We start from the raw sequence: 24404 nt of genomic DNA, 5'->3' as shown, positions 1-24404 counted from the left end.
GCGGCATCATGGGGGTATGGATGCCGAGACCGTCGAGACCGCACTGCACAGCGCCCGGGCCGGGGTGCTGCGCGACCTGACCACCCGCGACATCGCCGATGCCGGGGTGGTCTCGCTGCTGGAGGACGCGGTGGCGCAGCGGCGCTGGTGGGTGGAGCAGTGGCCGGACGGCGCGGAGTTCCTGCTGGGGCTGGTCGCCCAGGACATCCAGGACGCCATGCTGGACTCCTACGGGCGCTGGCCGCTGTGCGGGTCCTGCGCGGTGGAGGGCGAGCTCCAGGCGCTCAGTGTGGAGCCGGAGCTCGGTCCTGACCCGCACTGGGTCTGCGAGAAGGAAGGCATCGTGGTCGCCCCCGTCGGGAGCCTGGGTCCGGCATGATCCTGATCGATCCGCCGGCGGTGCCGGGGCACGGGCGCATGTGGTCGCACCTGGTCAGTGACAGCTCGCTGGAGGAGCTGCATGCGTTCGCGCGGGCGCTGGGGGTGCCGGAGCGGGGGTTCGAGCGGGATCACTACGACGTGCCTGAGCGGTTGTATGCGGCGGCGGTGGCGGCGGGGGCGGAGGCTGTGAGCAGTCGTGAGCTGGTCCGGAGGTTGACGGAGGCGGGGTTGCGGCGGAGGAAGCGGGCGCGGTGAGCGTTTGGGGTGGTTGCTGTTCGCGCAGTTCCCCGCGCCCCTAAAGGCGCATGTGCAACTGAGCCAGTTGCAGACCCCTGGGGGCGCGGGGAACTGCGCGACAAGCCAGCTACGGACGTAGAGCGCTCAGCTCGCACAGGAGGTTGCTCCTGGCCGCGACGGCGTATACGGACTGCGCAGCAGGGGTGCGGTAGAGGCGAGGGAGTGCGAGGAGTTGCTCCAGGACCGCCGCGCGACCTTCGCGGAAGGCGTCGTCGGGGACGAAGGCGTACTCCTCGCGGACGGCCGCCGCGTACGCGGCGTAGGCCGCGGGTGTGCCGCCCAGGACCGCCAGGTCCGCATCGCAGAGGACGGCGCCGTTGCGGTCGCCCGCGGCCGCCTCGTGGGTGGCGGTCAACCGGACCAGTCGGGCCGTCTCCGCGGTGACCGTAGCCGGAACCCCTGCCTCCGGCAGCACCCGTTCGGCGAGCCTCGCGCTGCGCTCCTCGTTCTCGGACCGCTCCGGCGCGTAGACGGCGTCGTGGAACCAGGCGGCGAGACGGACCGCGTCGGGGTCCTCCGCCTCGTCCGCGAGCTCGTCGGCGACGTCCAGGACGGCGGCCAGATGGCGCAGCGTGTGGTACTTCCGCTGGGGCTCGGACCAGCGGCGGAGGAGTTCGTCGCCGAAGGGTGCGGGGGCCGCCGACCCGGGGGCGGCGACCCGTCCGAGCAGGGCGGTCCAGCGGTCCAGCAGTGCCGCGGCCAGCGCGGTGTCGGGGTGCGGGGGCGTCGGCATGAGGCCATTGTTGACCAGAGTGGTCGTGGAGTTCATGCGATCAAGGGACGATCAGGACTCGCCGTGCGGCGGCCGGATATGGCAGGCTTAGCAATATGTCTAGACCAATCTTCGAGGTTATCGCCACGTCCGCGCAGGATGCGGTGGCAGCGGCTGCCGGTGGTGCCGACCGCCTGGAGTTGGCCGGTGACATGGCGGCCGACGGACTCACCCCTTCCGTCGAGGAGTTCGCCCGGATTCGTGCCGCTGTGCACATCCCGCTGCGGGTGATGCTGCGCGACGGGGACGGCTTCCTGCCGCGCGATCTGGACGCTCTCACGCGCAAGGCCGAGGCGCTGCGCGCCGAGGGTGCGGAGGAGTTCGTACTGGGCTTCCTGACCCCCGAGGGGACGGTCGACCTGGACGCCGTGCGGACGGTCCTCGAAGCGATCCCCGGCTGCAGCTGGACGTTCCACCGGGCCCTGGACAACGCGGCGGACCGGGAGGCGGTCCGGGCCGCGATCGACGGGCTTCCCGGGCTGGACACCGTACTGACGGCAGGGGCGGCGACGGGCGTTGCCAACGGGCTCGGGGTGCTGGCGGCGGAGGTCGCCAGGGCCGGGGAGCCGGGGTACCGGCCGCGGATCCTGGTGGGCGGGGGGCTCAAGGCCGAGCATGTGCCGGGGCTGCTGGCGCAGGGGATCGACGGGTTCCACGTGGGTGGGATGGTTCGCAGCGGGGGGTGGGACACGCCGGTGGACACCGGGTTGGTGCAGGAGTGGCGGCGGTTGGTGGACTCCGAGGCGCACGCGGCGGCCTGACGGGGACCACCGGGGGTGGGGGAACCGCGCGGTTCGGCGTGCACCTGAGTGCATGGTTTGTCGCGCAGTTCCCCGCGCCCCTGTCGTGGCTGCCCGTCAGCTGATGAGTGCGGCCGGGAGCGGGCGGGTGTGGAGGACGGTCAGGCCTGAGACCGGGCGGGTGAGGCAGACGTAGAGGCGGCGGAGGCCGGTGCGGGGGTCGGGCTCGGCGTCGACGATGGCGGCCGGCTCGTCCAGGACGACGTAGTCGTACTCCAGGCCCTTGGCCAGGGAGGCCGGGACCAGGGTGAGCCGGGAGTCGGCGGAGGTCTCGGTGCCGGGGTCCAGGTAGGGCATCCCGGCGGCGTCCAGCGCTGCGGCCAGCAGCGGGATGCGGTGGTCCGCGGCGATCAGGCCGATCGAGCCCTCCTGGCGGAGCGTCTCGCGGCAGGCGGCGACCACGGCGTCGGTGAGGGCGGCCGGGGTGGAGGAGACGGTGGCGTCCAGGGCCGCGGCGTCGTCCAGTGCCGCAGCGGGCGCCGGGATGTGGCGGACCGTCAGCGCGCCGTGCGACTCGCGGACCGAGTCGGCCGGCTCCAGGTCGGGGGCGATGCCGGGCAGCAGCCGGGAGGCGTAGCGGATCACCTCGCTGGGGACGCGGAAGGTCTTGGTCAGCGCCTCGATCCTGGAGCCCGGCTTGCCCAGGTGCTCCAGCGCCTCGGCCCAGGTCCCGGTGGCCCACGGGGTGGTGCCCTGGGCGATGTCGCCGAGGACGGTCGCCGACCCGGTGGTGCAGCGGCGGCCGACGGCGCGGTACTGCATCGGGGAGAGGTCCTGGGCCTCGTCCAGCACCACGTGGCCGAGCGAGTGGGTGCGCTCGACCAGGTCGCGGGCCTCGTCGACCAGGACCGCGTCGGCGAGCGACCAGGGCGCGGACTTCACGCTGCGCGGCGGCTTGGCCCAGAGCACGGTCCGCTGCTCCTCGGGGGAGAGGACGCCGTCGGCGCACTCGGCCAGGAAGTCGGCGTCGGAGAGCAGCCGGAAGACCAGCTTGGCCGGGTCGACGACGGGCCAGACGGCCTTGACCGCGGCCTTCACCGCGGGGTTGCGGGCCACCGCGTCCTGGACCCGGTCGTCGGGCGCCTCGCCGCCGTTCTCCATCTTCACCAGGACGGCGTGCGCGATCCGCTGCGGCAGCGCGGCCAGTGCCGCGCCGTAGCGGATATCACGGTCCATCAACTCCTGTACCAGCTCCTCCAGCTCGTAGGCCGGGATGCGCCAGCGGCGCGAGCCGCGGACCACCACGCAGGGCTCGGTGGGCATCCGGACGCCGGAGCGGACGGCGCGCTGGAGCACCTGTGCCATCCGGGCGTCGCCCTTGACGATGGCGGCGTCGGCCGGGTCGGTGCCGGTTACCGCGACCTGGGAGACCAGCTCCTCCACGGTGGCCTGGGCCACGTCCAGCTCGCCCAGGGCGGGCAGCACCTGCTCGATGTAGTGCAGGAAGGAGCGGTTGGGGCCGATCACCAGGGTGCCGGTACGGGCCAGCCGCTCCCGGTGCGCGTAGAGCAGGTAGGCGACGCGGTGCAGGCCGACGGCGGTCTTGCCGGTGCCGGGCGCCCCCTGGACGCAGACGGTGCCGTGGACGTCGGCCCGGACGATCTCGTCCTGCTCGGGCTGGATGGTGGCGACGATGTCGCGCATCGGGCCGACGCGGGGGCGTTCGATCTCGGCCGTGAGCAGCGCGCTGGCCTGCTCCACCTCGTCGGCGTCGGTGAGGTGCTCGTCCTCGTAGGCGGTGAGGTCGCCGCCGGTGTAGCCGAAGCGGCGGCGCAGCCCCACGTCCATGGGGTCCTTGCGGCTGGCCCGGTAGAAGGGCTGGGAGACCGGGGCGCGCCAGTCGATGACCATGGGGTCGCCGTCGGCGTCGTGGACGTGGCGGCGGCCGATGTAGAACTGCTCCCCCTCGGCGCCCTCGGCCTGGTCCATCCCGGGCGCGTGCAGGTAGTCCAGGCGGCCGAAGAACAGCGGGGTGTGGGCGAGGTCGGCGAGGGCCTTGATCCGGTCGGACATCTCGCGCTGGAGGATCGCCGCGTTCACCCAGTTCCCGGTGACGTCGGCGAGGTCCAGCGACTCCACGTCGGCACGCATGGCGCGCAGCGCTGCGCGGGAGCCGGCGAGGTGGTCGCGTTCGCGCTGCAGGGGGTCGGATGACGGAACGGGGGTGTGATCGCTGTGGAGCGAGGGCACGGTGAAGCCTTCCCGGCTGCGGGACACCGGGGGGTGCCCGGCGCGCAGCGGTCTCAAGGGTCGGTGATATTGAGTTCGGAAGCCGCCCGGTACCGGCCGGGCGGCGCACTCCCTTGGCACTCCGGGGTCGGAGGGGGAGGCGGCAGAGCGGACATGCTAGACCCACGGGCGGGTCGAACGCCAACGAATTAATGAGGCGGCTCAGGGAGAACCCTGACTCCAGGGGGAGGCCGGGTACCCCGTTCGGAGGACATGGGCCGCCCCCGGGGATCGCCCTGCGGTCCGACGACCGGGCGGACCGGGAAACCTACGGTTGAAGCATGGCTACCGCACAGATCTCCCCGAAGGCCGTGGCCGGCCCGAGCGCCCGCCACGGCAGTACCCCGATCACCTCCGACCAGCACCGCGACCGCCGGCACCGGCCGCTGCGCAGCGCCGTGCGCGGCACCGGGATCTTCCTCGACACCGCCTGGCGGGTGGTGCTGCTCGGCCGCGAGGGTTTGTGACCGTTCGGTCACCGCTGTCACAGCCGTGTCACCGGAGCAACCAGGGGCCTCCCGGACTGCGTATAAAGATCACGTGAGGCCGGGACCACAGCGGGGAAAGTTCCGCATCCGGCCTGCTGGTGGGGGTTCTGATGAAGGTTCAGCTGCGTACTCGGCGGGTTGCTGCGACGGTCGGCATGGCGCTGGCGGCGGGGGTGGCACTGACTGCCTGCCAGGGGAGCGCGACCGGCAGTGTGACCGCCGGGGGTGCCGCTGGGAGCGGTGGGGCGTCGGCCTCGGCGGTGGCGAGCGCGGGCGGCGGTTCCACCGGGGGCAGCGGCTCCAGCGGCAGCTCCACCGGGGGCGGCACCTCCGCTCCGTCGGCGGCGCCCACCAACGGTGGTTCGGGCGGCAGCGGCTCCAGCGGCAGCGGTTCGGGCGGCACCACGACCACCTCGGTGACCGGCGCCAGCTGCAAGACCTCCGACCTGGGCTTCTCCTTCGGCCCCGACAGCGGGGCGCAGTCGGTGGGCAGCCAGGGCGGGATCGGCGTGGTACTCACCAACCGGGGCGGCAGCAGCTGCACCCTGCACGGTTTCCCGGGGGTCGACATCGTCAGTAAGAGCGGCACGCACTGGTCGCTGGCCCGGCAGTCCAAGAGCGTCGGTACGGTGACGCTGAAGCCGGGCGCCACCGCCTCCTTCGAGATCACCTACCTGCCGTTCGACTCCGCCAACTCCGGCGGCTCGGTGGCGTTCAACGCCGCGAGCCTGCTGGTCACCCCGCCCGGCGAGACCCACTCCGCCACGCTGAAGTGGGACTTCGCCGATGTGATGGACCAGAGCGGCGCCACCCACCCCGGCAGCTACGTCGGCCCGGTCGTGGCCGGCAACGGCAGCTGACGGACGGTCAGCTGGTCGGGGGTCAGACGTCGTCCCCCGCCAGCACGTCGTCCGCGTCGACGATCCGGTAGGCGTAGCCCTGCTCGGCCAGGAAGCGCTGGCGGTGCGCCGCGAAGTCCTGGTCGATGGTGTCGCGGGCGACCACCGAGTAGAAGTGCGCGGTGTGCCCGTCCGCCTTGGGGCGGAGCACCCGGCCCAGCCGCTGGGCCTCCTCCTGGCGGGAGCCGAAGGTCCCGGAGACCTGGATGGCGATGGTGGCCTCGGGCAGGTCGATGGAGAAGTTGGCGACCTTGGAGACCACCAGCACGGTGATCTCGCCGTTGCGGAAGGCGTCGAAGAGCTTCTCCCGCTGCGGGTTGCTGGTCTCGCCCTTGATCACCGGGGCGTCCAGGGCCTCGCCCAGCTCGTCCAGCTGGTCGATGTACTGCCCGATGACCAGGGTGGGGATGCCGCGGTGCTTCTCCACCAGGGCCTGGGTGACCCTGCGCTTGGACGCGGTGGTGGCGCAGAAGCGGTAGCGCTCCTCGGGCTCGGCGGTGGCGTAGGCGAGCCGCTCGCTGTCGGTCAGGGTGACCCTGACCTCGACGCAGTCGGCCGGGGCGATGTAGCCCTGGGCCTCGATCTCCTTCCAGGGGGCGTCGAAGCGCTTGGGGCCGATCAGCGAGAACACGTCGCCCTCGCGGCCGTCCTCGCGGACCAGGGTGGCGGTCAGGCCGAGGCGGCGGCGGGCCTGGAGGTCGGCGGTGAACTTGAAGACCGGCGCCGGCAGCAGGTGCACCTCGTCGTAGACGATCAGGCCCCAGTCGCGGGAGTCGAAGACCTCCAGGTGCGAGTAGACGCCCTTCCGCTTGGTCGTCATCACCTGGTAGGTGGCGATGGTGACCGGGCGGATCTCCTTCCTGGTCCCGCTGTACTCGCCGATCTCGTCCTCGGTCAGCGAGGTGCGCTTGACCAGCTCGTGCTTCCACTGGCGGGCCGAGACGGTGTTGGTGACCAGGATCAGCGTGGTCGCCTTGGCGGTGGCCATCGCCGCCGCGCCGACCAGGGTCTTGCCGGCCCCGCAGGGGAGCACCACCACGCCGGAGCCGCCGTGCCAGAAGCCCTCGACCGCCTGCTGCTGGTAGGGGCGCAGCGACCAGCCGCTCTGGTCCAGCTCGATCGGGTGCGCCTCGCCGTCCACGTAGCCGGCCAGGTCCTCGGCCGGCCAGCCGAGCTTCAGCAGCACCTGCTTGATCTGCCCGCGCTCGGAGGGGTGCACCGCGACGGTGTCCGGGTCCAGCCGCGCCCCGACCAGCGGGACGATCTTCTTGGAGCGCAGCACCTCCTCCAGCACCGGACGGTCGGTGCTGGTCAGCACCAGTCCGTGGACCGGGTGCTTGGACAGTGTGAGCCGTCCGTAGCGGGCCATGGTGTCGGCCACGTCCACCAGCAGCGCGTGCGGCACCGGGTAGCGAGAGTAGGTCACCAGCGCGTCCACGACCTGCTCGGCGTCGTGCCCGGCGGCCCGGGCGTTCCACAGCCCCAGCGGGGTGACCCGGTAGGTGTGGACGTGCTCGGGCGCCCGCTCCAGCTCGGCGAAGGGCGCGATCACCCGGCGGCACTCGTCGGCCAGCGGGTGGGCGGTCTCCAGCAGCAGGGTCTTGTCGGACTGGACGATGAGCGGGCCATCGGACACGGGTGGGCCTCCGGAGTACCGGGAAGAAGGGCAGACCCTCCAGTGTGCCAGGCCCGCGCGGTCGCCCGGGCGGGTCAGCCCGCGGTGGGCGGCAGCAGGTGCTGGGTGAAGAACTCCAGGGTCATCGGGATCACCTTCTTGAAGTCGGAGGTGAGGTGGTCGCCGTGCGGGAGCTCGTAGTAGCTGAGGTGCAGCGGCTTGTTCTTCCTGGCGACGTCCATGAAGGCGGCCACGACCTGCTTGCCGTAGGCCTCCTTGCTGCCGATGGTCACCAGCATGTCGATGTCGGCGGTGTTCCTGGCCACCATCAGCTGGGGGTCGTTGGCCTGCTGCTCCTTGCTGTGGCCGCGCCAGTAGTACGAGTCGGGGATGAAGTAGCCGTCGACCGGGACCGCGGCCCGGAAGGTCTGCGGGAACTGCAGGGCCAGCTTGGCGCTGCAGAAGCCGCCGGTGGAGGCGCCGGTGACGCCCCAGCCGTCGCGGCTGCGCAGGGTGCGGAAGTTGGCCCGGACGAAGGCCGGGATGTCCACGCCCATCCAGGTCCCCATCTTGGGCTGGCCCGGGATGTCGCTGCAGTCCTGGAGGTACCAGTCGCTGTCGTGGAAGTTCTGGATCGGCATGATCATGATGAAGGGGCTGGCCTTGCCCTGCTTCGCCAGCGCCACGTCCATCGCCTGGACGCCCAGCTGCCGCTGGTCGGTGTAGGTGTTGTAGCCGGCGCTGGAGCCGCCCGAGTAGAGGGTGATCACCGGGAAGCCGTAGTCCTTGTACTTCGGGTCGTTGTACTGCGGCGGCAGCCACACCCAGACCTTGCCGCTCACGCCGGACTTCGCGCCCTTGAGGGTGGTGACGTAGATCGGGCCGACCGAGGTCTGCTGGGAGACCGTCAGCTCGGTCCGCGGCCCGGTCGGCAGCGAGACGACCGTGCTGCTGGGGCTGGGGGCCGGGTTCGGCGGTGTGGACGCGGGAGCGCTGGCGGTCGCGGAGCCGGTGCCGGCGTCCTGCGAGCGGGAGGCGTCGTGGTGCGCGGAGGCACCGCAGCCGGTGAGCGCCGTGAGCGCGGCCGCTGCCAGAGCGGTGAGGGTGAGCAGGCGGCGGGTGGTGCGTGGGCGCATGGCGGGGCTTCTCCGGCGTCAGGGGGGCGCGAGTCCGTCGCCTCGCACCCCTGATGACATGAGAAAACCGTGAAAAGGTTGCAGGGGTGACGGCCGTGGTCCGATCTGGTCCCGGCTAGGAGCCCGCTGCGGCGTCCCGGGTGAGCTCCGCCACACCGGTGATCCGGTGCAGGCTGAAGGTCCGCACCTCCTCGCGCAGGTGGTCGTAGGCGGTGACGAAGCCACCGCCCACCTGCTTGGGCTCCACCACCCGCTGGCTGGCGGCGCCGTCCGCGTTGACGTAGCCGATCCAGACCCGGTCGCCGATCAGGGTGGCCGCCTGGAGCGCGGCCAGGGTCTCCGCGGCGGTGGTGCGCGGGAGCGCGGCCGGGGCGGGCGGGGCATCGGTCGGTGCGGAGGCCGGCTGCACCGCCGTGGCCGCCCGGTCGCCGGCCCTGACCGCCTTCACCGCCGCGGCCAGCAGCCCCTCCGGCACCGCCGGCGGCCCGTCGGTCACCGGGACCGGGGCGCTGCGCGGGGGCGTCCGCAGCGCGTCCGTGCGGGCGATCAGCACATCGCCTTCGGCGGACTCGGCCGCGGGCGCGAAGCCCATCGCCCGCAGCTGGGTGAGCAGCGTGCCGGGGTCGACCTGCGCCGCCAGCACGGTCGGGGCGAGCCGGCGCAGCCGCAGCTGGACCGCCCTGCGGTCGGCCAGCAGCTCGTTCAGCAACGAGTCGTCGTCGCAGCGCAGATAGGACGAGGCGGCGCCGACCCGGAGCACGCCGTGCCGCCGGGCCACGTCGTCCACCAGGTAGCTCAGCGGCTGCGGGACCGGGGTGCGGGAGTGCCGGGCCAGGAAGGCGTGCAGCTCGTCGGCGCTGCGGCCGGCGTCCAGGGCGCGGCGCACCGAGGCCGGGGTGAAGCGGTAGACGGTCGCGCCGCCCTTGGACTCGATGTCGGCGGCGACGGCGAGGGTCTGCGCCAGCGCGGTGTGCAGCGGGCCGGGGGCGATGGCGGTGAGGTCGGGCTGCAGGATGACGTGGTCCAGCGGCTCCGGCAGCAGCGGCGCCAGCACCGGCAGCGGGTCGCCGCCGTCCAGCAGCCGGCGGGCGTGGCCGGCCAGCGCGCCGCGGCCGGTGAGCCCGAGCTGCTCGGCCTCGGGCAGGGTCCAGTCGACCAGCCGGTCCCGCAGCGAGGCCCCGCGCAGCGGGGAGCGCCAGCGCAGGTGCTCGCGCAGCGCGGCGGGGTCGGCCGCGGACCCGGCCGGGAGCCCGGCCAGCAGCTCCAGGACGGCCTGGCGCAGCTCGGGGGCGACCGGGCGGTCCAGGTCGTTGCCGAGGGCGGCCAGCACCTTGTCCTTGGCGTCGCGGCTGCCGACCAGGGCGGAGACCCGGGTGGACGCCAGCCAGGAGCGGACCAGCAGCAGCCAGCGCTCGGGGACGGGCTGCCGCAGCCACTCGTCGAAGAGCGGGGTGGGGGCCCAGCGCTCAGCGGTTTCGCCGTCGGCGGCGAGCAGCCCCGCGCCGTAGGCGAGTTCCAGCCAGAAGGCGGCCTCCTGCTCGGTGCGCTCCAGCGCGACCGCGGTGCGGCGCAGCTCGCGCACGCCCAGGCCGCCGGTGCGCAGCACGCCCGGGGCCTCGGTGCTCCACAGGTCGAGGACCTCCTCGACGGTGCGGACCGCGGTGAAGGCCTGGGCCGCGGCGGTGCGGTCGGTCTGCCCGGGGTCGTGGACCGCGGCGGCGGTGACCGCGGGCGGCAGCGGCTCGACGGCGCGGTGCGCGCGCCCCCCGCGCAGGTGGAGCGCCACCTCGCGCGGCAGCACCACGTTCTCCCGGCCGGCGGGGAGCAGGATGCCGCGCGCCTGCAGCCACTCCACCGGGGTGCGGGCGTCGGCGGCCCGGACCGGGCGCGGCGGTGACGCACCGTAGGGCGGGCCCCACATCAGCCGGCGCAGCACGTCCTTGACCCCGGGCGGGGCCCCGGCCAGCAGCGCGGTGGCCCGGGGGCGGTCCTGGAACAGCGCGGCGAGCGCCGCGACGGCGCTGACCGGGTCGTGGGTGGCCGGCAGTCCGGCGTCGGCGAGGATCTCCTGGAGCCGTCCGGGCGAGAGCGGGGCGCCGCCGCCCGAGGAGGCGGAGGTGGCCTCGGCGTAGGTCGGGCCGAGGCCGGTCGGCCCTGGCGCCCCGTTGGTCGGCGCGAGCACGTCGCGGGCGGTGCGCACCAGCCGCAGCTGGTCGGCGCCGCCCCAGACCAGCGCCTGGGCGCGCAGCGCGGCCAGAGCGCCGGGCAGGGCCGCGGTGACGGCCTGCACCGGGGTGTCCTGGTCGGCGGTGTCCCCGGCCGGGGTGTCGTGGTCCGGGACGGTGCCGGTGAGCAGGTCCAGCAGGGTGGCGTAGGAGCAGGCGTCGGGGGCGACCGCAAGGGCCTCGGCGGTCTGCAGGGTGAACTGGTCCAGCCGCTCCAGCGCCCGTACCACCGAGGCGCGGGTGGACAGCCGGGTCGACAGCTGGGTGAGGTCGCTGGGGACCGGGTGCAGCAGATCGGGCCGGGCCCGCAGCAGCTCGGCCAAGCCCTCGTCGGGCCGGGCCCGCAGCTCCTCGGCCAGGGTGCGCGGCACCGGTGCGGTTGCTCTGGCCCCGCCGTTCCTTCGACTGCTCATCCGACCCAGGCTAGTCGGTCCCGGTGGCGGCGGGCACTGTCCGGCGGCCGGGAGGTGGATCCGCCGGCTCCGGCGGGCCGGGCCCGGGTGGGCGTGCCGGGGTGGTTCTCCGGGTACGGGAGTGGCAAGTATCTGGCCACCCCTAAGCTCTGAAGCGCGCGCAGTGGGTGTTCGACCGGGGAGGGCGACCGCAGGTATGGGCATCGAGAGCGAGCAGCTCGTCTACGACTACCTCAGCCGGGTCGGCGACCTGGCCCAGGCGACCGCGCTCACCGCCGCTGAGCGGGCCCGGCTGGTCTCCGGGCTGCGCGAGACCATCGACAGCAGGCGGCCGGGCAGCGGCACGGCGGCCACCCGGACCGGCAGCCGCGAGGCCGCGGCGATGAAGAAGGTGCTCGACGGGATCGGCCGTCCGGACGAGGTGGTGCGCAGGGCTGTGCACGCCGGAGTGCCGGAGGCGCGTGAGACGCAGGGAGGCGCGCGGAGGCGTGCCGGGGCGGAGGCCGGGCCGTCCGCGCCCCCGGCGCCGTCCGTGCCGGTGCAGGGCGGACCCCCGGCCGCCGAGAGCGACTGGTGGCGCTTCGGACGCGGCAGCGCCGACCGGGGCGGCAGGGGCGCAGCGGGGGGAGGCGGCCGGGGCGAGAGCGTCTACGCGGACCGCGACCGCTACGACGACGGCTTCGAAGGCCTGGGCGGCGGGGCGGGCTTCGGCGGTGGGGCGCTGCCCGGGTCGGAGTACGGGGACCAGGGCGAGCTGCCGGGCTGGCGGGCCAGCTACGAGCCGGACTTCCTGGACCCCGACTACGTCGACCCCCGGACCGTGAAGGTGCCGGAGCAGCGCCGACCGGAGCAGGCCGAGCCCGAGCCGGAGCCGCCCGCGCCCCCGCCGCGTCCCGGCCTGCTGCGCCGGGCGTTCGCCCGTCCGGCCCCGGCCCGGCCGGCCCCCGAGCCGGTCGAACCGGTGGCGGCGGTCCCGCTCGGGCCGCTGCCGCTGGTGGAGTCGCTGGCGGTGCTGGTGCTGGCGAGCGGCGCGGTACTGGCGCTCTGGTACGTGGCCGTGCTCGGCTGGTTCCTGGCCTACTCGGCCCGTCGGCTGGGGCGCGGCGCCGCCCGGTTCGCCGGGCTGTGGGTGCCGGTGCTGGTCGCCGCGGTCTGCGGGTTCTGGTTCTACGGGCACACCCACGGCAGGCCGCCAGGACAGCAGTTGACGGACGCTCAGTTCAAGGCCGTGCTCAGGTCCACCATCGCGGTGTGGCTGCGCGCGGCCGCGGCCTGCTCGGCGTTGTTCCTGGCCTGGCGGATCGCGGTGTGGCGGCGGCGCTGAGCCCGGCCCTCATCCGGGCGCTCGGATCCGGCTGCCTCAGATCCTGGTCGCGGTGGTGTAGCGGATCGTCGAACGGCGGGTCAGGCCGCCGTCGCCGGAGACGGACTCCAGCTCGGCGAAGGCCGCCTTCCTGGCGTCCTCGCGCCGCTCGGGCGGGATCAGCTCCAGCAGGGCGGCCCGGCGTCCGCTGTTCCAGATCGCGGTCCACCACTGCTCCGGGTCCCGGTAGCGGGCGGTGTCCTCCTCGTCCGCGATCTCGACGCCGCCGAAGCCGGCCTGCTCCAGCAGGGCGGCGATCTGCTCGGGGGTGTCCAGCAGGCCGTTGCCGCCCTTGTTGGTGGTCCACTCGCGGACCGACTGCTGCGGTTCGGCGAAGGCCAGGGCGGCGCGCACCGGCCCGTCCCAGGCCGGGTCGGCGGGGCCGAAGCTGCTCATCGCGAACCGGCCGCCCGGTGCCAGCAGCCGGTGCACGGAGGACAGGACGGCGGCCGGGTCCGGGGTGATGAACAGCATCAGGCCGGCCAGCACCGCCTCGAAGGAGCCGGTCGGGAAGCCGGGGTCCTCGGCGTCGTCGACCCTGACCACCAGGTTCCGCCAGCGCCGGGCGGCGATCTCGGCGGCGGTGGCCTGCACCATGGCCGGGGAGAGGTCGATCCCGACCGCGTAGCCGTCGGGTCCGACCGCCTCGGCCGCGGCGAACAGCACCGCGCCCCGGCCGCAGCCGAGGTCGAGCACCCGGTCCCCGGGGCGCAGCCGGGCGCGGCGGACCAGCTCCGCCCCCAGCCGGTGTACGGATCCGCCCGAGTCCGGGGTCCCGTACACCTCGGCGACCAGGTCGAATCCATGGGCGATGGCTGCCTTGCGCTTTGCTGACTGCTTGGCCTGCTCTGCTGTCGTCGGCATCCTGCCATGGTGGAACGGGGTGACGTGGGTCACAAGAGGCGTAACGCAATCAGCTCCTGAGGAACCGTTGGAGTTGCGAGAGCACCAGGTTGGCGCCGGTGTAGCCGATGCCCTGGAACCACAGTTCGTCGTCGACGGCGAAGGCCCGGTGCGCCTTGACGGCTCCCAGGGCCTGCCAGGCACTGCTTCCCACCACCTTGGCGGTGCCGGCCTTCGCGGCGTCCCCGTAGGTGGCGTGGAAGATCGCGGTGCCGTCGAGGGCGCCGAGCTGGGCGGGGTCGGTGAGGGTGGTGTCGAAGACCGCGCCGGACTGCGCGGCGGGCCGCCCCAGGTCGAGGTCGGCGAGGACCACGCCGAGGAAGTTCCGGGTCGCGTAGAGCCGGGGGTCCTCGCCCTGGACGAAGCGCACCAGGCTGATCTGCTGCTTCTTCGCGGCGTCGGTGCCGCCCAGGGACTGGATCACCTGCGAGACGTGCTGGGCGTAGCCGGTGGTGACGGGGGCGACCGAGGCCTGCTGGTTGAGCGCGTCGGCGTGGGTGCGGAAGTTCTGCTTCCAGGGGTAGCCGGTGGTCTCGGTGAGCACCGTCGGTGCGATCGCGGACAGGCTCTCGTAGCGGGAGCCGTCCCTGGCCTGGTTGGAGAGGATCAGGTCGGGGGCGAGCCTGGAGATGGCCGCCAGGTCGGGGTCGCCGATGACGCCGGTCGAGGCGATGCCGGCGAGCCTGGCGCTGCCCCAGTAGTCCGGCAGCGAGGCGTCCGCGGCGGCCCGGGAGGCGCCGACCGGCGTGAAGCCCAGGGTGAGCACCGAGTCCAGCTCGGCGGTGTCCAGGACGACCACGCGCCGCGGGGCGGAGGGGACCTCGACGGTCCCGGTGGCGGTCTGCACCGAGCGGGTCGGGGTGGCCGAGGCACTGCCGGGGGCGGTGCCCGAAGCGCTCCCCGAAGCGCCGCCGGAACCGCTGCCGCCACCGCTGCAGCCGGTCAGGGCGCCCGCACCCATCAGGCCCATTCCGGCGAGCAGGCTGCGGCGCGGAATCTGACGGGGCATGACTTCCTCCGGTGATGGCTTTTGTCACCTTTGGGAAGTATGTCCCCATGCCGCGCCCCGTAGGGTGATCGACATGACTGGACGTAGCGCTCCCACCGTCGGCTTCGACCTCGACATGACCCTGATCGACTCCCGACCCGGGATCAAGGCGGTCTACGACCTGCTCGCCGCCGAGACCGGCACCGACATCGACAGCGATCTCGTGGTCAGCCGGCTCGGTCCGCCGGTCGAGCAGGAGCTGGTCAACTGGTTCCCGGCCGAGGCCGTCCAGGCCGCTGCCGACCGGTACCGGGCGCTCTACGCCGAGCACGGGGTCCAGGACTGCCTGGCCCTGCCGGGCGCGTACGAGGCGCTCGCGGCGGTGCGCGCCCACGGCGGACGCTCGCTGGTGGTCACCGGCAAGCACACGCCCAACGCCAAGCTCAACCTGGACGCGCTCGGCCTGGTGGTGGACGGGCTGTACGGCTCGGTCTTCGGGGCGGAGAAGGGCACGGTGCTGCGCGAGGAGGGCGCCTCGGTTTACGTCGGCGACCACCTGGCCGACGTGGTCGGCGCGCGGGCCGCGGACGCCGTGGCGGTCGCCGTCGCCACCGGCCCCTACGGCGAGCGGGAACTCGCGGAGGCCGGCGCCGACATCGTGCTGGCCGACCTGACCGGCTTCCCGGCCTGGCTGGATTCCTACTGCCGCGCTTAGCGCCGTGTCAGGCGGCGCTGCGCCGCTGGGCGCGGGCCGCCCGTAGCAGCCCCACCAGCGCGACGGCGAAGCCGACCGGCATCACCATGCTCACGAAGTACGCGGCCGAGGGCAGCGGCGTCAGGCCCAGGAACAGCGGGGCCACCGTGACGACCGTGGCCACCGCGCCGATGACGAACAGGATCGCGCCGACCCGGACCAGGGCGTCGCCGGGGTGCTGAGTTTCAGTAGTCACCCCTCAAGGGTATGCACGTCACGCACGGGGATTGCGCCGAGACCGTCCGGAAGCAGCCCCGTCGAAGGATCGGGGGTGTGTCATGGCAGCGGCGAAACCGTGGGAGAAACAGCCGGCGAGATCGCGCCGCCGGACCTCGGATCCCGGCAGGCCGTCAGCCGCATCCGGGGAATGGACTCGATCTGCACACGGCCGACCTGGAACAATGGCCCGGCACTGATGTGAACAGCCCAAGTGTCGACGGGGCTGCTTGACGCAGCGTCGGCACCACCCCCGCCACACCGTCTCCGCCGCAGGCACCGTCCTGCTCCCAGCTTCTGCCTGTTCTTTCCCTCAACCCATCTCTCACCAGCGACGAGGTCTCCGATGCCCACGGGCAAGGTCAAGTGGTTCAACACCGAGAAAGGCTTCGGCTTTCTCTCCAGCGACGACGGCGGCGACGTCTTTGTGCACTCCAAGGCGCTTCCCAGCGGGGTCGAGGCGCTGAAGCCGGGACAGCGGGTCGAGTTCGAGATCATCGCGGGACACCGCGGTGATCAGGCCCAGAAGGTGACCGTGCTGGACGACCTGCCCTCCCTCGCGGCCGCCAACCGGCGCAAGCCGGACGACCTCGCGCCCATCGTGCAGGACCTCACCACCCTGCTCGAACGCATCCTGCCCGGCCTGCAGCGCGGGCGTTACCCCGAGAAGCAGGCCGGACACCAGGTGGCGACCCTGCTGCGGGCGGTCGCCGACCAGCTGGACGTCTGAGCGGTCGTCAGCGAAGGCGAGTCGCGCCGGGGAAGGCCAGGGCCTCCGGCGCGACCGCCGGGACCAGGCCGGCCGCGGCGGCCCGGTCCAGCAGGCCGTGCACGGCGGCGTAGCCGGCCTCGCCGAGGTCGGCGGTGAACTCGTTGACGTAGAGCGCGATGTGCTGGTCGGCCACGGCCGGGTCCATCTCCTGGGAGTGCGCCAGCACGTACTCCCGGCTGGCCTCGGGGCTGGCCCAGGCGTACTCCACGCTGGCCCGGATCGCCGCGGCGAGCTCGGCCAGCTTCTCGGCGCCGAGCGAACGGCGGGCGATGATCGCACCCAGCGGGATCGGCAGACCGGTCGCGGCCTCCCAGGCCTCGCCCATGTCGGCCAGGGAGCGCAGCCCGTACTGCTGGTAGGTGAACCTGGCCTCGTGGATCACCAGGCCGGCGTCCACCTTGCCGTCCCGCACCGCGGGCATGATCTCGTGGAACGGCAGCACCACGATCTCGCCGAGACCGCCGGGGACCGCCTCGGCCGCCCACAGCCGGAACAGCAGGTACGCGGTGGAGCGCTCGCTGGGGACGGCGACGGTCCTGCCGGCGAGGTCCGCCGGGTCGGCCGAGGCGTCCGGTCCTGTCAGCACGAGCGGGCCGCAGCCGCGGCCCAGCGCGCCGCCGCAGGGCAGCAGGGCGTACTCGTCCAGCACCCAGGGCAGCGCGGCGAAGGAGATCTTCAGCAGGTCCAGCTCGCCGCGCTCCGCCAGGCCGTTGGTGATGTCGATGTCGGCGAAGGTCACCTCGGGCGCGAACGGCGCCGGGACCAGGCCGTGGGCCAGGGCGTGGAAGACGAAGGTGTCGTTGGGGCAGGGCGAGTACGCGGTGGAGAGAGTCGCGGCGGTCATGCCTTCGACCTTAACCCTCGTGCTGTGCGCGGTGGTGAAGCCGGTCGTAGGGCAGCAGCGCGAAGGCCCGTTCCAGGGCGGCGAAGGCCTCGCCGATGCGCCAGGCGGCGCGGTCGCGCGGGCCGACGGCATTGGAGACGGTGCGCAGTTCCAGCACCGGGACGCCGTGCGCGGCGGCGGCCTCGGCCACGCCGAAGCCCTCCATGGCCTCGGCCACGGCGCCGGGGTGGCGGCCCGTCAGCTCGGCGGCGCGGGCGGCGCTGCCGGTGACGGTGGAGACGGTCAGCACCGGACCGACGGCGGTCGGCAACCCGGCCGCCCGCAGCGCGGCGGCCACCGGTGCGGAGTGCGCGGTCCGGTGCCGGACCCGGCCGAAGCCCAACTCGGTGACGGTGGCGAAGCCCTCGGGGGTCTCCGCGCCCAGGTCGGCGGCGACGATCAGCTCGGCGACCACGGCGCAGCCCAGCGGCGCGAGCGGGGCGAAGCCCCCGGCGATCCCGGCCGAGACGACCAGGTCGTACTCGGCCAGGGTGAGTGCGGTCGCCGTTCCCGCGGCCGCGGCTGCGGGGCCGACCCCGGCGGCCAGGACGTCCACCGGGCCGCAGCGCTCCAGGGCGTAGCCGCCGGGCAGTTCGTGGGGTACAGGGCCGCTGTGCGGGATCGCGGTCTGCACGCCGCGCAGCACCGCCGCCGCCTCGGGGGCGACGGCGGTGACGACGAGCAGACGGGGGAGGGGGGCGCTCACCGGGTAGGTCGGGTCAGCTCTTGACGGCGACCTGGAACAGCCACTCCCCGTACACGGTGCTGGTGCCGTCGCCCTCGACGACGAGCACCGGGGCGCTGGTGGGGGTGGAGCCGGTGGTCGTGTCGGTGACCATCAGCGCGGACACCGACAGCGGGCCCTGGTACTGCTTCTTGGTCGGCGAGACCGGGGCGATGCTGGTGCTGCGGGCGAACCAGCCCTTGTCCTTGACGTCCTTGCCGACGTCGATCGCGTAGGTGCCGTTGGGGCTGACGTTCAGGGTGGGGATGTTGCCCTTGGTCAGCTGGGCCGTGATGACGGCGCCACAGGCGGTCTGCTGCGCCTTGGTCAGCGCCTTGCCGCCGTTGTAGCAGGAGTCGGCCGCGGGGGCGATCTGCTTCCAGGTCGAGCCGGACACCACCTGGATGCTGGGCACGGGCTTGCCCTGGCTGTGGGCGTACGGGATGGCGAAGCCGAGCGTGCCGACGCCCACGACGGCGACGGCTCCGAGGGCGAGGACGGCGCGGTTGATGCTCATGGTGCATGAGGCTACCGTCCGTCCGCTCGCACGGTGCGTCGGGGGCGGCCAAGGAGGGTCCCCGCCTGCGGCTCCTGCCTGGTTCGTCGCGCAGTTCCCCGCGCCCCTGAGGGGCTGCAACTGGCTCAGTTGCAATCGCCAGGGGCCGCTACGCCAGGTGGGGACGGCCCACCCGGGTCGGGAGGCGGACCAGGCCGCGCAGGGCGAAGGCCAGGGACAGCAGCAGCAGGCCCGCGGCGGTGCCCATGCCGACCTGGCCGACCAGCGGCAGCACGATCCCCAGGCCGCCGCCGACCACCCAGGTGAGCTGCATCAGGGTCTCGGAGCGGGCGAAGGCGGAGGTCCTGACCTGTTCCGGGACGTCCCGCTGGATCAGCGCGTCCAGGGCGACCTTGCCCAGCGACTGGGTGATCCCGGCGGTGCCGGCCAGCAGGGTCACCGTCAGCATGCCGTAGGCGAGGGTGGCCGCCAGCGCTGCGGCGGCGGCGAAGGTGAGCATCAACGTGACGAGGATCTCAGGGGCGCGGGAGCGCAGCCAGGAGCCGAGCGCCGTCCCCAGCGCGTTGCCGATGCCCAGTGCCCCGGCGGCGATGCCCAGGGCCTCGGTGGGGTGCAGGCCGGCCAGCGGGTGCTCGCGGAGCAGGAAGGCCAGGAAGAAGGTCAGGAAGCCGGAGAGGCCGCGCAGGGTGCCCTCGGCGGACAGGGCCAGGACCACGGCCGGGCCGACGGTGCGCAGCCCGACCTTGGCGGCCGGCGCGGTGGTGACCCCCGGCGGTGGCTCCTCGGGCTCGGCGGCGGACCGGTCCCTGTGTAGCGACTCCTTGTCCAGCGACACGGGTTCCGGCCCGGCCGTTCCGGCAGCCGCGGGGCCGTGCAGCAGCGCCCGTGCCTCGCCCTTGGCCAGGTCCACCTGGTGCGGCAGCGAGAAGGCCAGGAAGGCCCCGCCCAGGTACACCAGGAAGGCCCCGCGCAGCGGCCAGGTGGGGCCGATCAGGTGCAGCCCGCCGCCGATCGCACCGGCCACACCGGTGGCCAGCAGCCCGGCGAGGGTCACCCGCGAGTTGGCCTTCACCAGCGTCACCCGCTCCGGCACCAGCCGGGGCACCACCACGCTGCGGACCACCCCGTAGGCCTTGGACGCCACCAGCACGCCCAGCGCCTCCGGGTAGACGGTGAGGCCGCCGCCCGCGATGGAGCTGGTCATCATCCACGCGATGGCCGCCCTGACCAGCATCGACAGCGCCATCGCGGAGCGCCGACCGCTGGGCAGCCGGTCCAGCAGCGGACCGATCACCGGGGCCAGCAGCACGAACGGCGCCATGGTGATCAGCAGGTAGAGGGCGACCCGGCCGCGGGCCTCGCCGGTGGGCACCGAGAAGAAGATGGTGGAGGCCAGCGCGACGGTGATCATCATGTCGCCGGCCGAGTTGACCGCGTGCAGCTCGATCAGCTTGGCCAGCCCGGACTCGCCCGCGCCCTCGGCCGAGGTGGCCCGGCGGATGCGCCGGCCCGTTCCGTGCAGGGCGTGGCCGAGGCCGCGGGCGGTGGCGGAAGCCCCGCGGTGCAGGGCGGCGGCGGTGCGGCGGGCGCGGCCGGGATGATCGGGGTGACCGGGGTGATCAGCCGGGTGCGACCCCGTCGCCGTCGTCTGCCGTTCGCTCGGCCCGGACGGGGAGGGGCTGTCGGTGCCTCGGGGGGCGGAGGACCCCACGGGCGCGTCGTCGGCCACGTCGCCATCCTGCCCGACCGATCGGCTGTCATGCTGGCTTTCTGCTATGAGCCGATCAGTGTGGCGCGGACCCGAGTGGTCACAAGTGGTAAGGGACTGTCCCCTCCGGCCGCGCGACCGGTACCGTGCACCCAGTGGCATTCCGCCGTTTCCGGCGGGGACGCCGCGCCAATACCTTTTCGCACCGCCCAGCAGTACCGCGTGACCGTCCTGCGGCGGTCCGGCCGCGCCGTCCTCGGCGCAGCGGGACCGGCCCGCGGAGTCGCGCAGCAACGCAGAAATGGGGACGTCTGTCGACGCCCGCGGCAGGCGTACCACGCCATGCCGCCGGAGACGGTGGCGTACCGGAGACAGTCTTTGGGAGAGAATCGATCCTGTGATGAGTGCTGCGACGACGCGAAGCCGTACCCCTGACCGGCTCTGTGCGGAAGCTGTGGACTTCGCCCGGGCCGCCGCCGTGGAGGCGGCCGGCGAGGCCGCCGTCGGCGAGCACCTGGGCGTGGAGGTCGACGGCGAGCGCGTCGTTACGCACTACTTCGCGACCAACGAGTGGGCCTACCGGGGCTGGCGCTGGGCCGTCACGGTCACCCGCGCCTCCCGCAGCAAGCAGGTCACCCTTGACGAAACGGTGCTGCTGCCGGGTGCCGACGCGCTGATCGCGCCGCAGTGGGTGCCCTGGAGCGAGCGGCTGCGCCCTGGCGACATGGGCCCCGGCGACCTGCTGCCGACCGACGAGGACGACCTGCGGCTGGAGCCCGGCTGGTCCGGCGAGGACGAGCCGGCGCCCAACTCCGCCCTGGCCGACGCGGCCGCCGCGGAGGCGGCCGTCGCCGCGGACATGGAGCTGGCCACCCCGACCGAGCGCGGCTCCATCGCCTCGGTCGCGCTGGAGCTGGGCCTGGGCCGGGCCCGGGTGCTGTCCCGGCTGGGCCTGCACCTGGCCGCGGACCGGTGGGAGAAGCAGTTCGGCGCGCACACACCGATGGCCCAGGCCGCCCCGGCCAACTGCAACTCCTGCGGCTTCCTGATCCCGGTCGCCGGGACGCTCAGCCAGACCTTCGGCATCTGCGCCAACGAGTTCGGCCCGGCCGACGGCCATGTGGTGGCGCTGGACTTCGGCTGCGGGGGCCACTCCGAGGCCGCGGTGATGCCGGCCCCGCCGCAGCCCCCGCCGCCGGTGCTGGACGAGTTCAGCGTGGAGAGCTTCCCGCTGCACCCCGACCCGCACGGCGGGTCGGTCGGCGCCGACGACCCGGCCGAGGAGCTCGGCCACAGCTGATCCGCTGTCAGCCCACGCTGATGGCCTCCAGCTTGGCCCTGAGGTAGGCGGAGGAGTCCACCGGCTCGTACGCCACCGGGCCTCCGACCGGGGCGACGGTGGTGTGCGGGTCGCACTCGTAGAAGTAGACCAGCGACATCAGGTCCTCCTCCGGGGCCTCCGGCGACGGCGGCAGCACCTGGTGCCGGCCGGACTTCCAGCGGTCGCCGGTCCAGCGCGCCATCAGGTCGCCGATGTTCACCGTCAGCGCGTCCGGGTCGTACGGGGCGTCCTCCCAGCCCACGCCGCCGTCGGCCGGGTCGATGTAGACCTGCAGGCCGCCCTTGCCCTGCTGCCGGTCCAGCAGCGTGACCGTGCCGAAGTCGGTGTGCGGGCCGATCCGGAACTGGCCCGGCTGCGGTTCGCCGACGACGCCGGTGCCCGGGTACCAGTTGATGTTCAGGGTGTAGGTGGGGTGCGCGGTGTGGTCGGTGAAGAAGGTGGTCTGCTGCCCGAGCGCCGCGCCCAGCAGCCGCAGCACCTCGTCGGCGACCGAGCGCATCGTGGTCATGTACTCCTCGACGGTCTTCTGCAGCGCCGGGGCCTCGGCCTCCGGCCAGCGGTTCGGCTGGAACCAGAAGTCGTCGATCTCGGCGTCGCCGGAGGGGCGGTCGGCGCCGACCGTCCAGGACTCCTTGAGGTCCGGCGGGGTCTCGGTGCCCTCCGAGTAGCCGTTGGCCTCGGCGCCCTTCGCCAGCCAGCCCCGGCCGCCGACGCTCACCCCGTACCGCTGCTTGACTGCCGTCGGCAGCGCGAAGAACGCCCGGGCTGCCTCGCGCACGCCCTCGCGCTGCTCGCGGCTCACGCCGTGTCCGGTGATCAGCAGGAAGCCGGCCTGACTCAGCGCGGCGTCCACGGCGGCCGCGGTACGGGCCCGGGCGTCCGGGTCGCCGGACAGCCAGGGGGCCAGGTCGATCACGGGGATACGGGGGGACATGCTGTACCTGCCTTCGTCTGTTCTCGTCATTCGCCGATGTCCTCGAACCACAGCTCGGGCTTGGCCCCAATGAAGTCGCGCATCAGCGCCGTGCACTCCGGGTCGTCCAGCAGGACGACCTCGACACCGTGCTCGGCCAGCCAGTCGTGGCCGCCGTGGAAGGTGGCGGCCTCGCCGATGACGACCCGGCCGATGCCGAACTGCCGGACCAGGCCCGAGCAGTACCAGCACGGCGACAGCGTGGTCACCATCGTGGTCCGGCCGTAGCCGCGCAGCCGTCCCGCGTTGCGGAAGGCCGCGGTCTCCGCGTGCATCGACGGGTCGCCGTCCTGCACCCGGCGGTTGTGCCCGCGGCCCAGCAGCTCGCCGTCCGGGCCGAAGAGCGCGGCGCCGATCGGGATGCCGCCCTCGGCCAGGCCCGCCCTGGCCTCCTCGACGGCGACCGCCAGCAGATGTGAGGTGTCTGTCATGGGTCCACTTTCCCGTTCCCGAAACACCGGGGCAACGTGCGGAAAGTACGCTCCAGGCCACCTCGCCGCTGACGCCGTGTCGTCCCTGCCTTTCCCCTGTGAACGATCTGCCCCGGGAGTCGCCTTGGCCGCACTCACACTCCGCGAGATCCTCTCCTTCGACGTCCTCGGCGATGCCGCGCCCGAGATCCTGTGCGGGGGCAAGGGCCTGGACCGGCCGGTGCGCTGGGTGCACTCCAGCGAGATCTACGAGATCGGCCCGCTGCTGTCCGGCGGCGAACTGCTGCTCACCACCGGCCTCGGCCTGGCCGGGGCGGACGCCGGCGCGCGTCGCCACTACGTCCGCGAGCTGGCCGAGCGCGGGGTCGCCGGCATCGCCGTCGAGCTGGGGCGCACCCTCACCGAGATGCCGTACGAGCTGGTGGACGAGAGCCGCAGGCGCGGTCTGCCGCTGGTCGCGCTGCGGGCGGTGGTGCCCTTCATCCGCATCGCGGAGGCCGCCAATACGGCCATCGTCACCCAGTCGCTGACGGACCGTCCGCACCCCGCCCACGACCGGGACGGACGGGTCTCCGCCCTGCTGGTGGAACTCGCCGAGGGCACGGCGCTGAGCCAGTCGGACGTACTGGCCCGGGCCAGGGCCCTGGACTTCGCCGTGGACCGGACGCACCGTCTGGTCGGCGCGGCGGCGACCGGGCCCGGCGCGGCGGCGGTCGCGGTGCTGGACCGTGCCGCCGAACTGCTCGGCGGACGGCTGCTGCGGGCGGCGGGGGCGGACGGTGTGGTCGCCGCGCTGGTGAGCGTTCCGGCGCGGGTGAACGGCAGCGGCGACGCGGTACGCGCGGTGCAGGGCGCGGTCGTCGCGGCGGCGGGGGAGGCTGCCGCGGGGGCGGCGCTGACGGTCGCGCTGGGGCCTGCGGCGCCGGGGGAGGCGGCGTGGAGCCGCTGGGGCGAGTCGCTGCGCGAGGCGCGCACCGCACTGACGCTGGCGCTGAGCGTTCCGGCCGCGGAGCCGCAGTGCTGCGAGGGCGCGCTGGTCACCTCGTCCAGGGCGCTGGCCCTGGAGCGGCAGCTCGTCGGCGACGGGCTCACCCCGGCCTCGCGGGACCGGCTCGCGCAGCTGGTCAGCCGGGCGCTGGGGCCACTGCTGGAATGGGAGGCGGCGCACCCGAGCGACCTGGTCCGCACCCTGGAGGTGCACCTGCGGAACGGCTGCAGCCCGACCCGTACGGCAGCGATCCTGCATGTGGGGCGGCAGTCGCTGTACCAGCGGTTGGAGCGGATCGAGTCCCTGCTGGGACTTCCCGTCGGCGAGGCCGACGCCCATGCGGAGCTGCTGCTGGCCTGCTGCGCGCAGAGGTTGCTGCGGGCCGGGGATTGATCGTGCGGGTGGGTGCATGGTTGGCAGCGCACGCTGTTCAACAGGCACAGCCCCGCGCCCCTGAGGGAGTGCAACTGAGCCCGGTTGCAACCCGCTACGTCGTGGGTGGTTGCCGTTCGCGCAGTTCCCCGCGCCCCTAGCAAGTGCAACTGAGCCAGTTGCAACACCTCAGGGGCGCGGGGAACTGCGCGGAC

Annotated in this window: 24 protein-coding genes; 10 read left to right on the top strand and 14 right to left on the bottom strand. The window is 73.7% G+C overall.

Annotation, left to right across the window (positions count from 1 at the left end; translation table 11 throughout):
- The first annotated feature begins 16 nt into the window (after nucleotides 1-16).
- Both IF29_RS0117595 and IF29_RS0117590 read left to right on the top strand, forming a co-directional pair.
- Nucleotides 17-379 carry a hypothetical protein gene (locus tag IF29_RS0117595; RefSeq protein WP_030255560.1) on the top strand — a complete coding sequence of 121 codons (363 nt, stop codon included), beginning with the start codon at nucleotides 17-19 and terminating at the stop codon, nucleotides 377-379.
- Nucleotides 376-636: a DUF4031 domain-containing protein gene (locus IF29_RS0117590; RefSeq protein ID WP_030255558.1), complete on the top strand. Its 261-nt coding sequence runs from the start codon at nucleotides 376-378 to the stop codon at nucleotides 634-636. Before IF29_RS0117595 ends, IF29_RS0117590 begins: the two co-directional genes overlap by 4 nt.
- 109 nt (nucleotides 637-745) lie before the next feature.
- Here the strand turns inward: IF29_RS0117590 and IF29_RS0117585 are convergent, their stop codons facing one another.
- On the bottom strand, nucleotides 746-1411 hold the full coding sequence (locus IF29_RS0117585) for an HD domain-containing protein (protein WP_030255555.1): 666 nt from the start codon (nucleotides 1409-1411) through the stop codon (nucleotides 746-748).
- Between the two features lie 95 nt (nucleotides 1412-1506).
- Between IF29_RS0117585 and IF29_RS0117580 the strand changes: the two genes are divergently transcribed.
- Complete coding sequence (locus IF29_RS0117580) at nucleotides 1507-2211, top strand: copper homeostasis protein CutC (RefSeq protein ID WP_030255553.1); 705 nt, start codon at nucleotides 1507-1509, stop codon at nucleotides 2209-2211.
- A gap of 96 nt (nucleotides 2212-2307) precedes the next feature.
- On the opposite strand, the gene IF29_RS0117575 is transcribed toward IF29_RS0117580, so the two are convergent.
- Nucleotides 2308-4440: a HelD family protein gene (locus IF29_RS0117575; protein WP_030255550.1), complete on the bottom strand. Its 2133-nt coding sequence runs from the start codon at nucleotides 4438-4440 to the stop codon at nucleotides 2308-2310.
- Nucleotides 4441-4760: 320 nt separating this feature from the next.
- Between IF29_RS0117575 and IF29_RS0117570 the strand changes: the two genes are divergently transcribed.
- Entirely contained in the window at nucleotides 4761-4946 is a 186-nt protein-coding gene (locus IF29_RS0117570) for a hypothetical protein (RefSeq protein ID WP_030255547.1), read from the top strand.
- A gap of 131 nt (nucleotides 4947-5077) precedes the next feature.
- Nucleotides 5078-5827: a DUF4232 domain-containing protein gene (locus IF29_RS46075; RefSeq protein WP_157623800.1), complete on the top strand. Its 750-nt coding sequence runs from the start codon at nucleotides 5078-5080 to the stop codon at nucleotides 5825-5827.
- 22 nt (nucleotides 5828-5849) lie between these two features.
- On the opposite strand, the gene IF29_RS0117555 is transcribed toward IF29_RS46075, so the two are convergent.
- The 3 genes from IF29_RS0117555 to IF29_RS0117545 all read right to left on the bottom strand — a co-directional run bounded on the left by IF29_RS0117555 (nucleotide 5850) and on the right by IF29_RS0117545 (nucleotide 11255).
- On the bottom strand, nucleotides 5850-7502 hold the full coding sequence (locus tag IF29_RS0117555; protein WP_030255546.1) for a DNA repair helicase XPB: 1653 nt from the start codon (nucleotides 7500-7502) through the stop codon (nucleotides 5850-5852).
- Nucleotides 7503-7576: 74 nt separating this feature from the next.
- Nucleotides 7577-8617: an alpha/beta hydrolase gene (locus IF29_RS0117550; RefSeq protein WP_051725440.1), complete on the bottom strand. Its 1041-nt coding sequence runs from the start codon at nucleotides 8615-8617 to the stop codon at nucleotides 7577-7579.
- Nucleotides 8618-8732: 115 nt separating this feature from the next.
- Nucleotides 8733-11255: a helicase-associated domain-containing protein gene (locus tag IF29_RS0117545; RefSeq protein ID WP_037595642.1), complete on the bottom strand. Its 2523-nt coding sequence runs from the start codon at nucleotides 11253-11255 to the stop codon at nucleotides 8733-8735.
- Between the two features lie 196 nt (nucleotides 11256-11451).
- On the opposite strand from IF29_RS0117545, the gene IF29_RS0117540 reads away from it, so the two are divergent.
- Nucleotides 11452-12579 carry a hypothetical protein gene (locus IF29_RS0117540; protein ID WP_030255538.1) on the top strand — a complete coding sequence of 376 codons (1128 nt, stop codon included), beginning with the start codon at nucleotides 11452-11454 and terminating at the stop codon, nucleotides 12577-12579.
- 36 nt (nucleotides 12580-12615) lie between these two features.
- Here IF29_RS0117540 and IF29_RS0117535 read toward each other — a convergent pair whose 3' ends face one another.
- Together IF29_RS0117535 and IF29_RS0117530 are read right to left on the bottom strand one after the other, a co-directional pair.
- Nucleotides 12616-13482 carry a methyltransferase domain-containing protein gene (locus IF29_RS0117535; protein WP_030255535.1) on the bottom strand — a complete coding sequence of 289 codons (867 nt, stop codon included), beginning with the start codon at nucleotides 13480-13482 and terminating at the stop codon, nucleotides 12616-12618.
- Nucleotides 13483-13531: 49 nt separating this feature from the next.
- Entirely contained in the window at nucleotides 13532-14530 is a 999-nt protein-coding gene (locus tag IF29_RS0117530) for an ABC transporter substrate-binding protein (protein ID WP_030255532.1), read from the bottom strand.
- A gap of 73 nt (nucleotides 14531-14603) precedes the next feature.
- Between IF29_RS0117530 and IF29_RS0117525 the strand changes: the two genes are divergently transcribed.
- On the top strand, nucleotides 14604-15224 hold the full coding sequence (locus IF29_RS0117525; RefSeq protein WP_030255531.1) for an HAD family hydrolase: 621 nt from the start codon (nucleotides 14604-14606) through the stop codon (nucleotides 15222-15224).
- Between the two features lie 7 nt (nucleotides 15225-15231).
- Here the strand turns inward: IF29_RS0117525 and IF29_RS0117520 are convergent, their stop codons facing one another.
- Nucleotides 15232-15459, bottom strand: a complete 228-nt coding sequence (locus IF29_RS0117520; protein WP_030255528.1) for a hypothetical protein — start codon at nucleotides 15457-15459, stop codon at nucleotides 15232-15234.
- Between the two features lie 366 nt (nucleotides 15460-15825).
- Here IF29_RS0117520 and IF29_RS48520 point away from each other — a divergent pair, with 366 nt between their 5' ends.
- The gene (locus tag IF29_RS48520) at nucleotides 15826-16209 is read left to right on the top strand and encodes a cold-shock protein (RefSeq protein ID WP_030255525.1); all 384 of its coding nucleotides are present in this window, start codon (nucleotides 15826-15828) and stop codon (nucleotides 16207-16209) included.
- 7 nt (nucleotides 16210-16216) lie between these two features.
- Here IF29_RS48520 and IF29_RS0117510 read toward each other — a convergent pair whose 3' ends face one another.
- From IF29_RS0117510 to IF29_RS0117495, 4 genes are all read right to left on the bottom strand, one after another.
- Nucleotides 16217-17095, bottom strand: coding sequence for a 1,4-dihydroxy-6-naphtoate synthase (locus tag IF29_RS0117510; RefSeq protein ID WP_030255523.1), 879 nt, complete (start codon nucleotides 17093-17095; stop codon nucleotides 16217-16219).
- A 10-nt stretch (nucleotides 17096-17105) separates the two neighbouring features.
- On the bottom strand, nucleotides 17106-17840 hold the full coding sequence (locus IF29_RS0117505; RefSeq protein WP_037595639.1) for a futalosine hydrolase: 735 nt from the start codon (nucleotides 17838-17840) through the stop codon (nucleotides 17106-17108).
- A gap of 13 nt (nucleotides 17841-17853) precedes the next feature.
- Nucleotides 17854-18375 carry a hypothetical protein gene (locus IF29_RS0117500; RefSeq protein WP_030255519.1) on the bottom strand — a complete coding sequence of 174 codons (522 nt, stop codon included), beginning with the start codon at nucleotides 18373-18375 and terminating at the stop codon, nucleotides 17854-17856.
- A 148-nt stretch (nucleotides 18376-18523) separates the two neighbouring features.
- Nucleotides 18524-19942 carry an MFS transporter gene (locus tag IF29_RS0117495; protein WP_030255516.1) on the bottom strand — a complete coding sequence of 473 codons (1419 nt, stop codon included), beginning with the start codon at nucleotides 19940-19942 and terminating at the stop codon, nucleotides 18524-18526.
- Nucleotides 19943-20483: 541 nt separating this feature from the next.
- Here IF29_RS0117495 and IF29_RS0117490 point away from each other — a divergent pair.
- Nucleotides 20484-21383: a DUF3027 domain-containing protein gene (locus tag IF29_RS0117490; protein WP_030255514.1), complete on the top strand. Its 900-nt coding sequence runs from the start codon at nucleotides 20484-20486 to the stop codon at nucleotides 21381-21383.
- Between the two features lie 7 nt (nucleotides 21384-21390).
- Here the strand turns inward: IF29_RS0117490 and IF29_RS0117485 are convergent, their stop codons facing one another.
- Nucleotides 21391-22359 carry an isopenicillin N synthase family dioxygenase gene (locus tag IF29_RS0117485; protein ID WP_030255512.1) on the bottom strand — a complete coding sequence of 323 codons (969 nt, stop codon included), beginning with the start codon at nucleotides 22357-22359 and terminating at the stop codon, nucleotides 21391-21393.
- Nucleotides 22360-22385: 26 nt separating this feature from the next.
- A complete protein-coding gene (locus tag IF29_RS0117480) occupies nucleotides 22386-22829 on the bottom strand; it encodes a nucleoside deaminase (RefSeq protein WP_030255510.1) in 444 nt (147 codons plus the stop codon).
- 124 nt (nucleotides 22830-22953) lie between these two features.
- Between IF29_RS0117480 and IF29_RS0117475 the strand changes: the two genes are divergently transcribed.
- A complete protein-coding gene (locus IF29_RS0117475) occupies nucleotides 22954-24210 on the top strand; it encodes a PucR family transcriptional regulator (RefSeq protein ID WP_030255509.1) in 1257 nt (418 codons plus the stop codon).
- The last annotated feature ends 194 nt before the right edge of the window (nucleotides 24211-24404 follow it).

Source organism: Streptacidiphilus jeojiense (genome assembly GCF_000719095.1).
Classification (GTDB): domain Bacteria; phylum Actinomycetota; class Actinomycetes; order Streptomycetales; family Streptomycetaceae; genus Streptacidiphilus; species Streptacidiphilus jeojiensis.
Note: the sequence above shows the minus strand (reverse complement) of the source record. Positions and strands in the feature narration are given on the sequence as shown.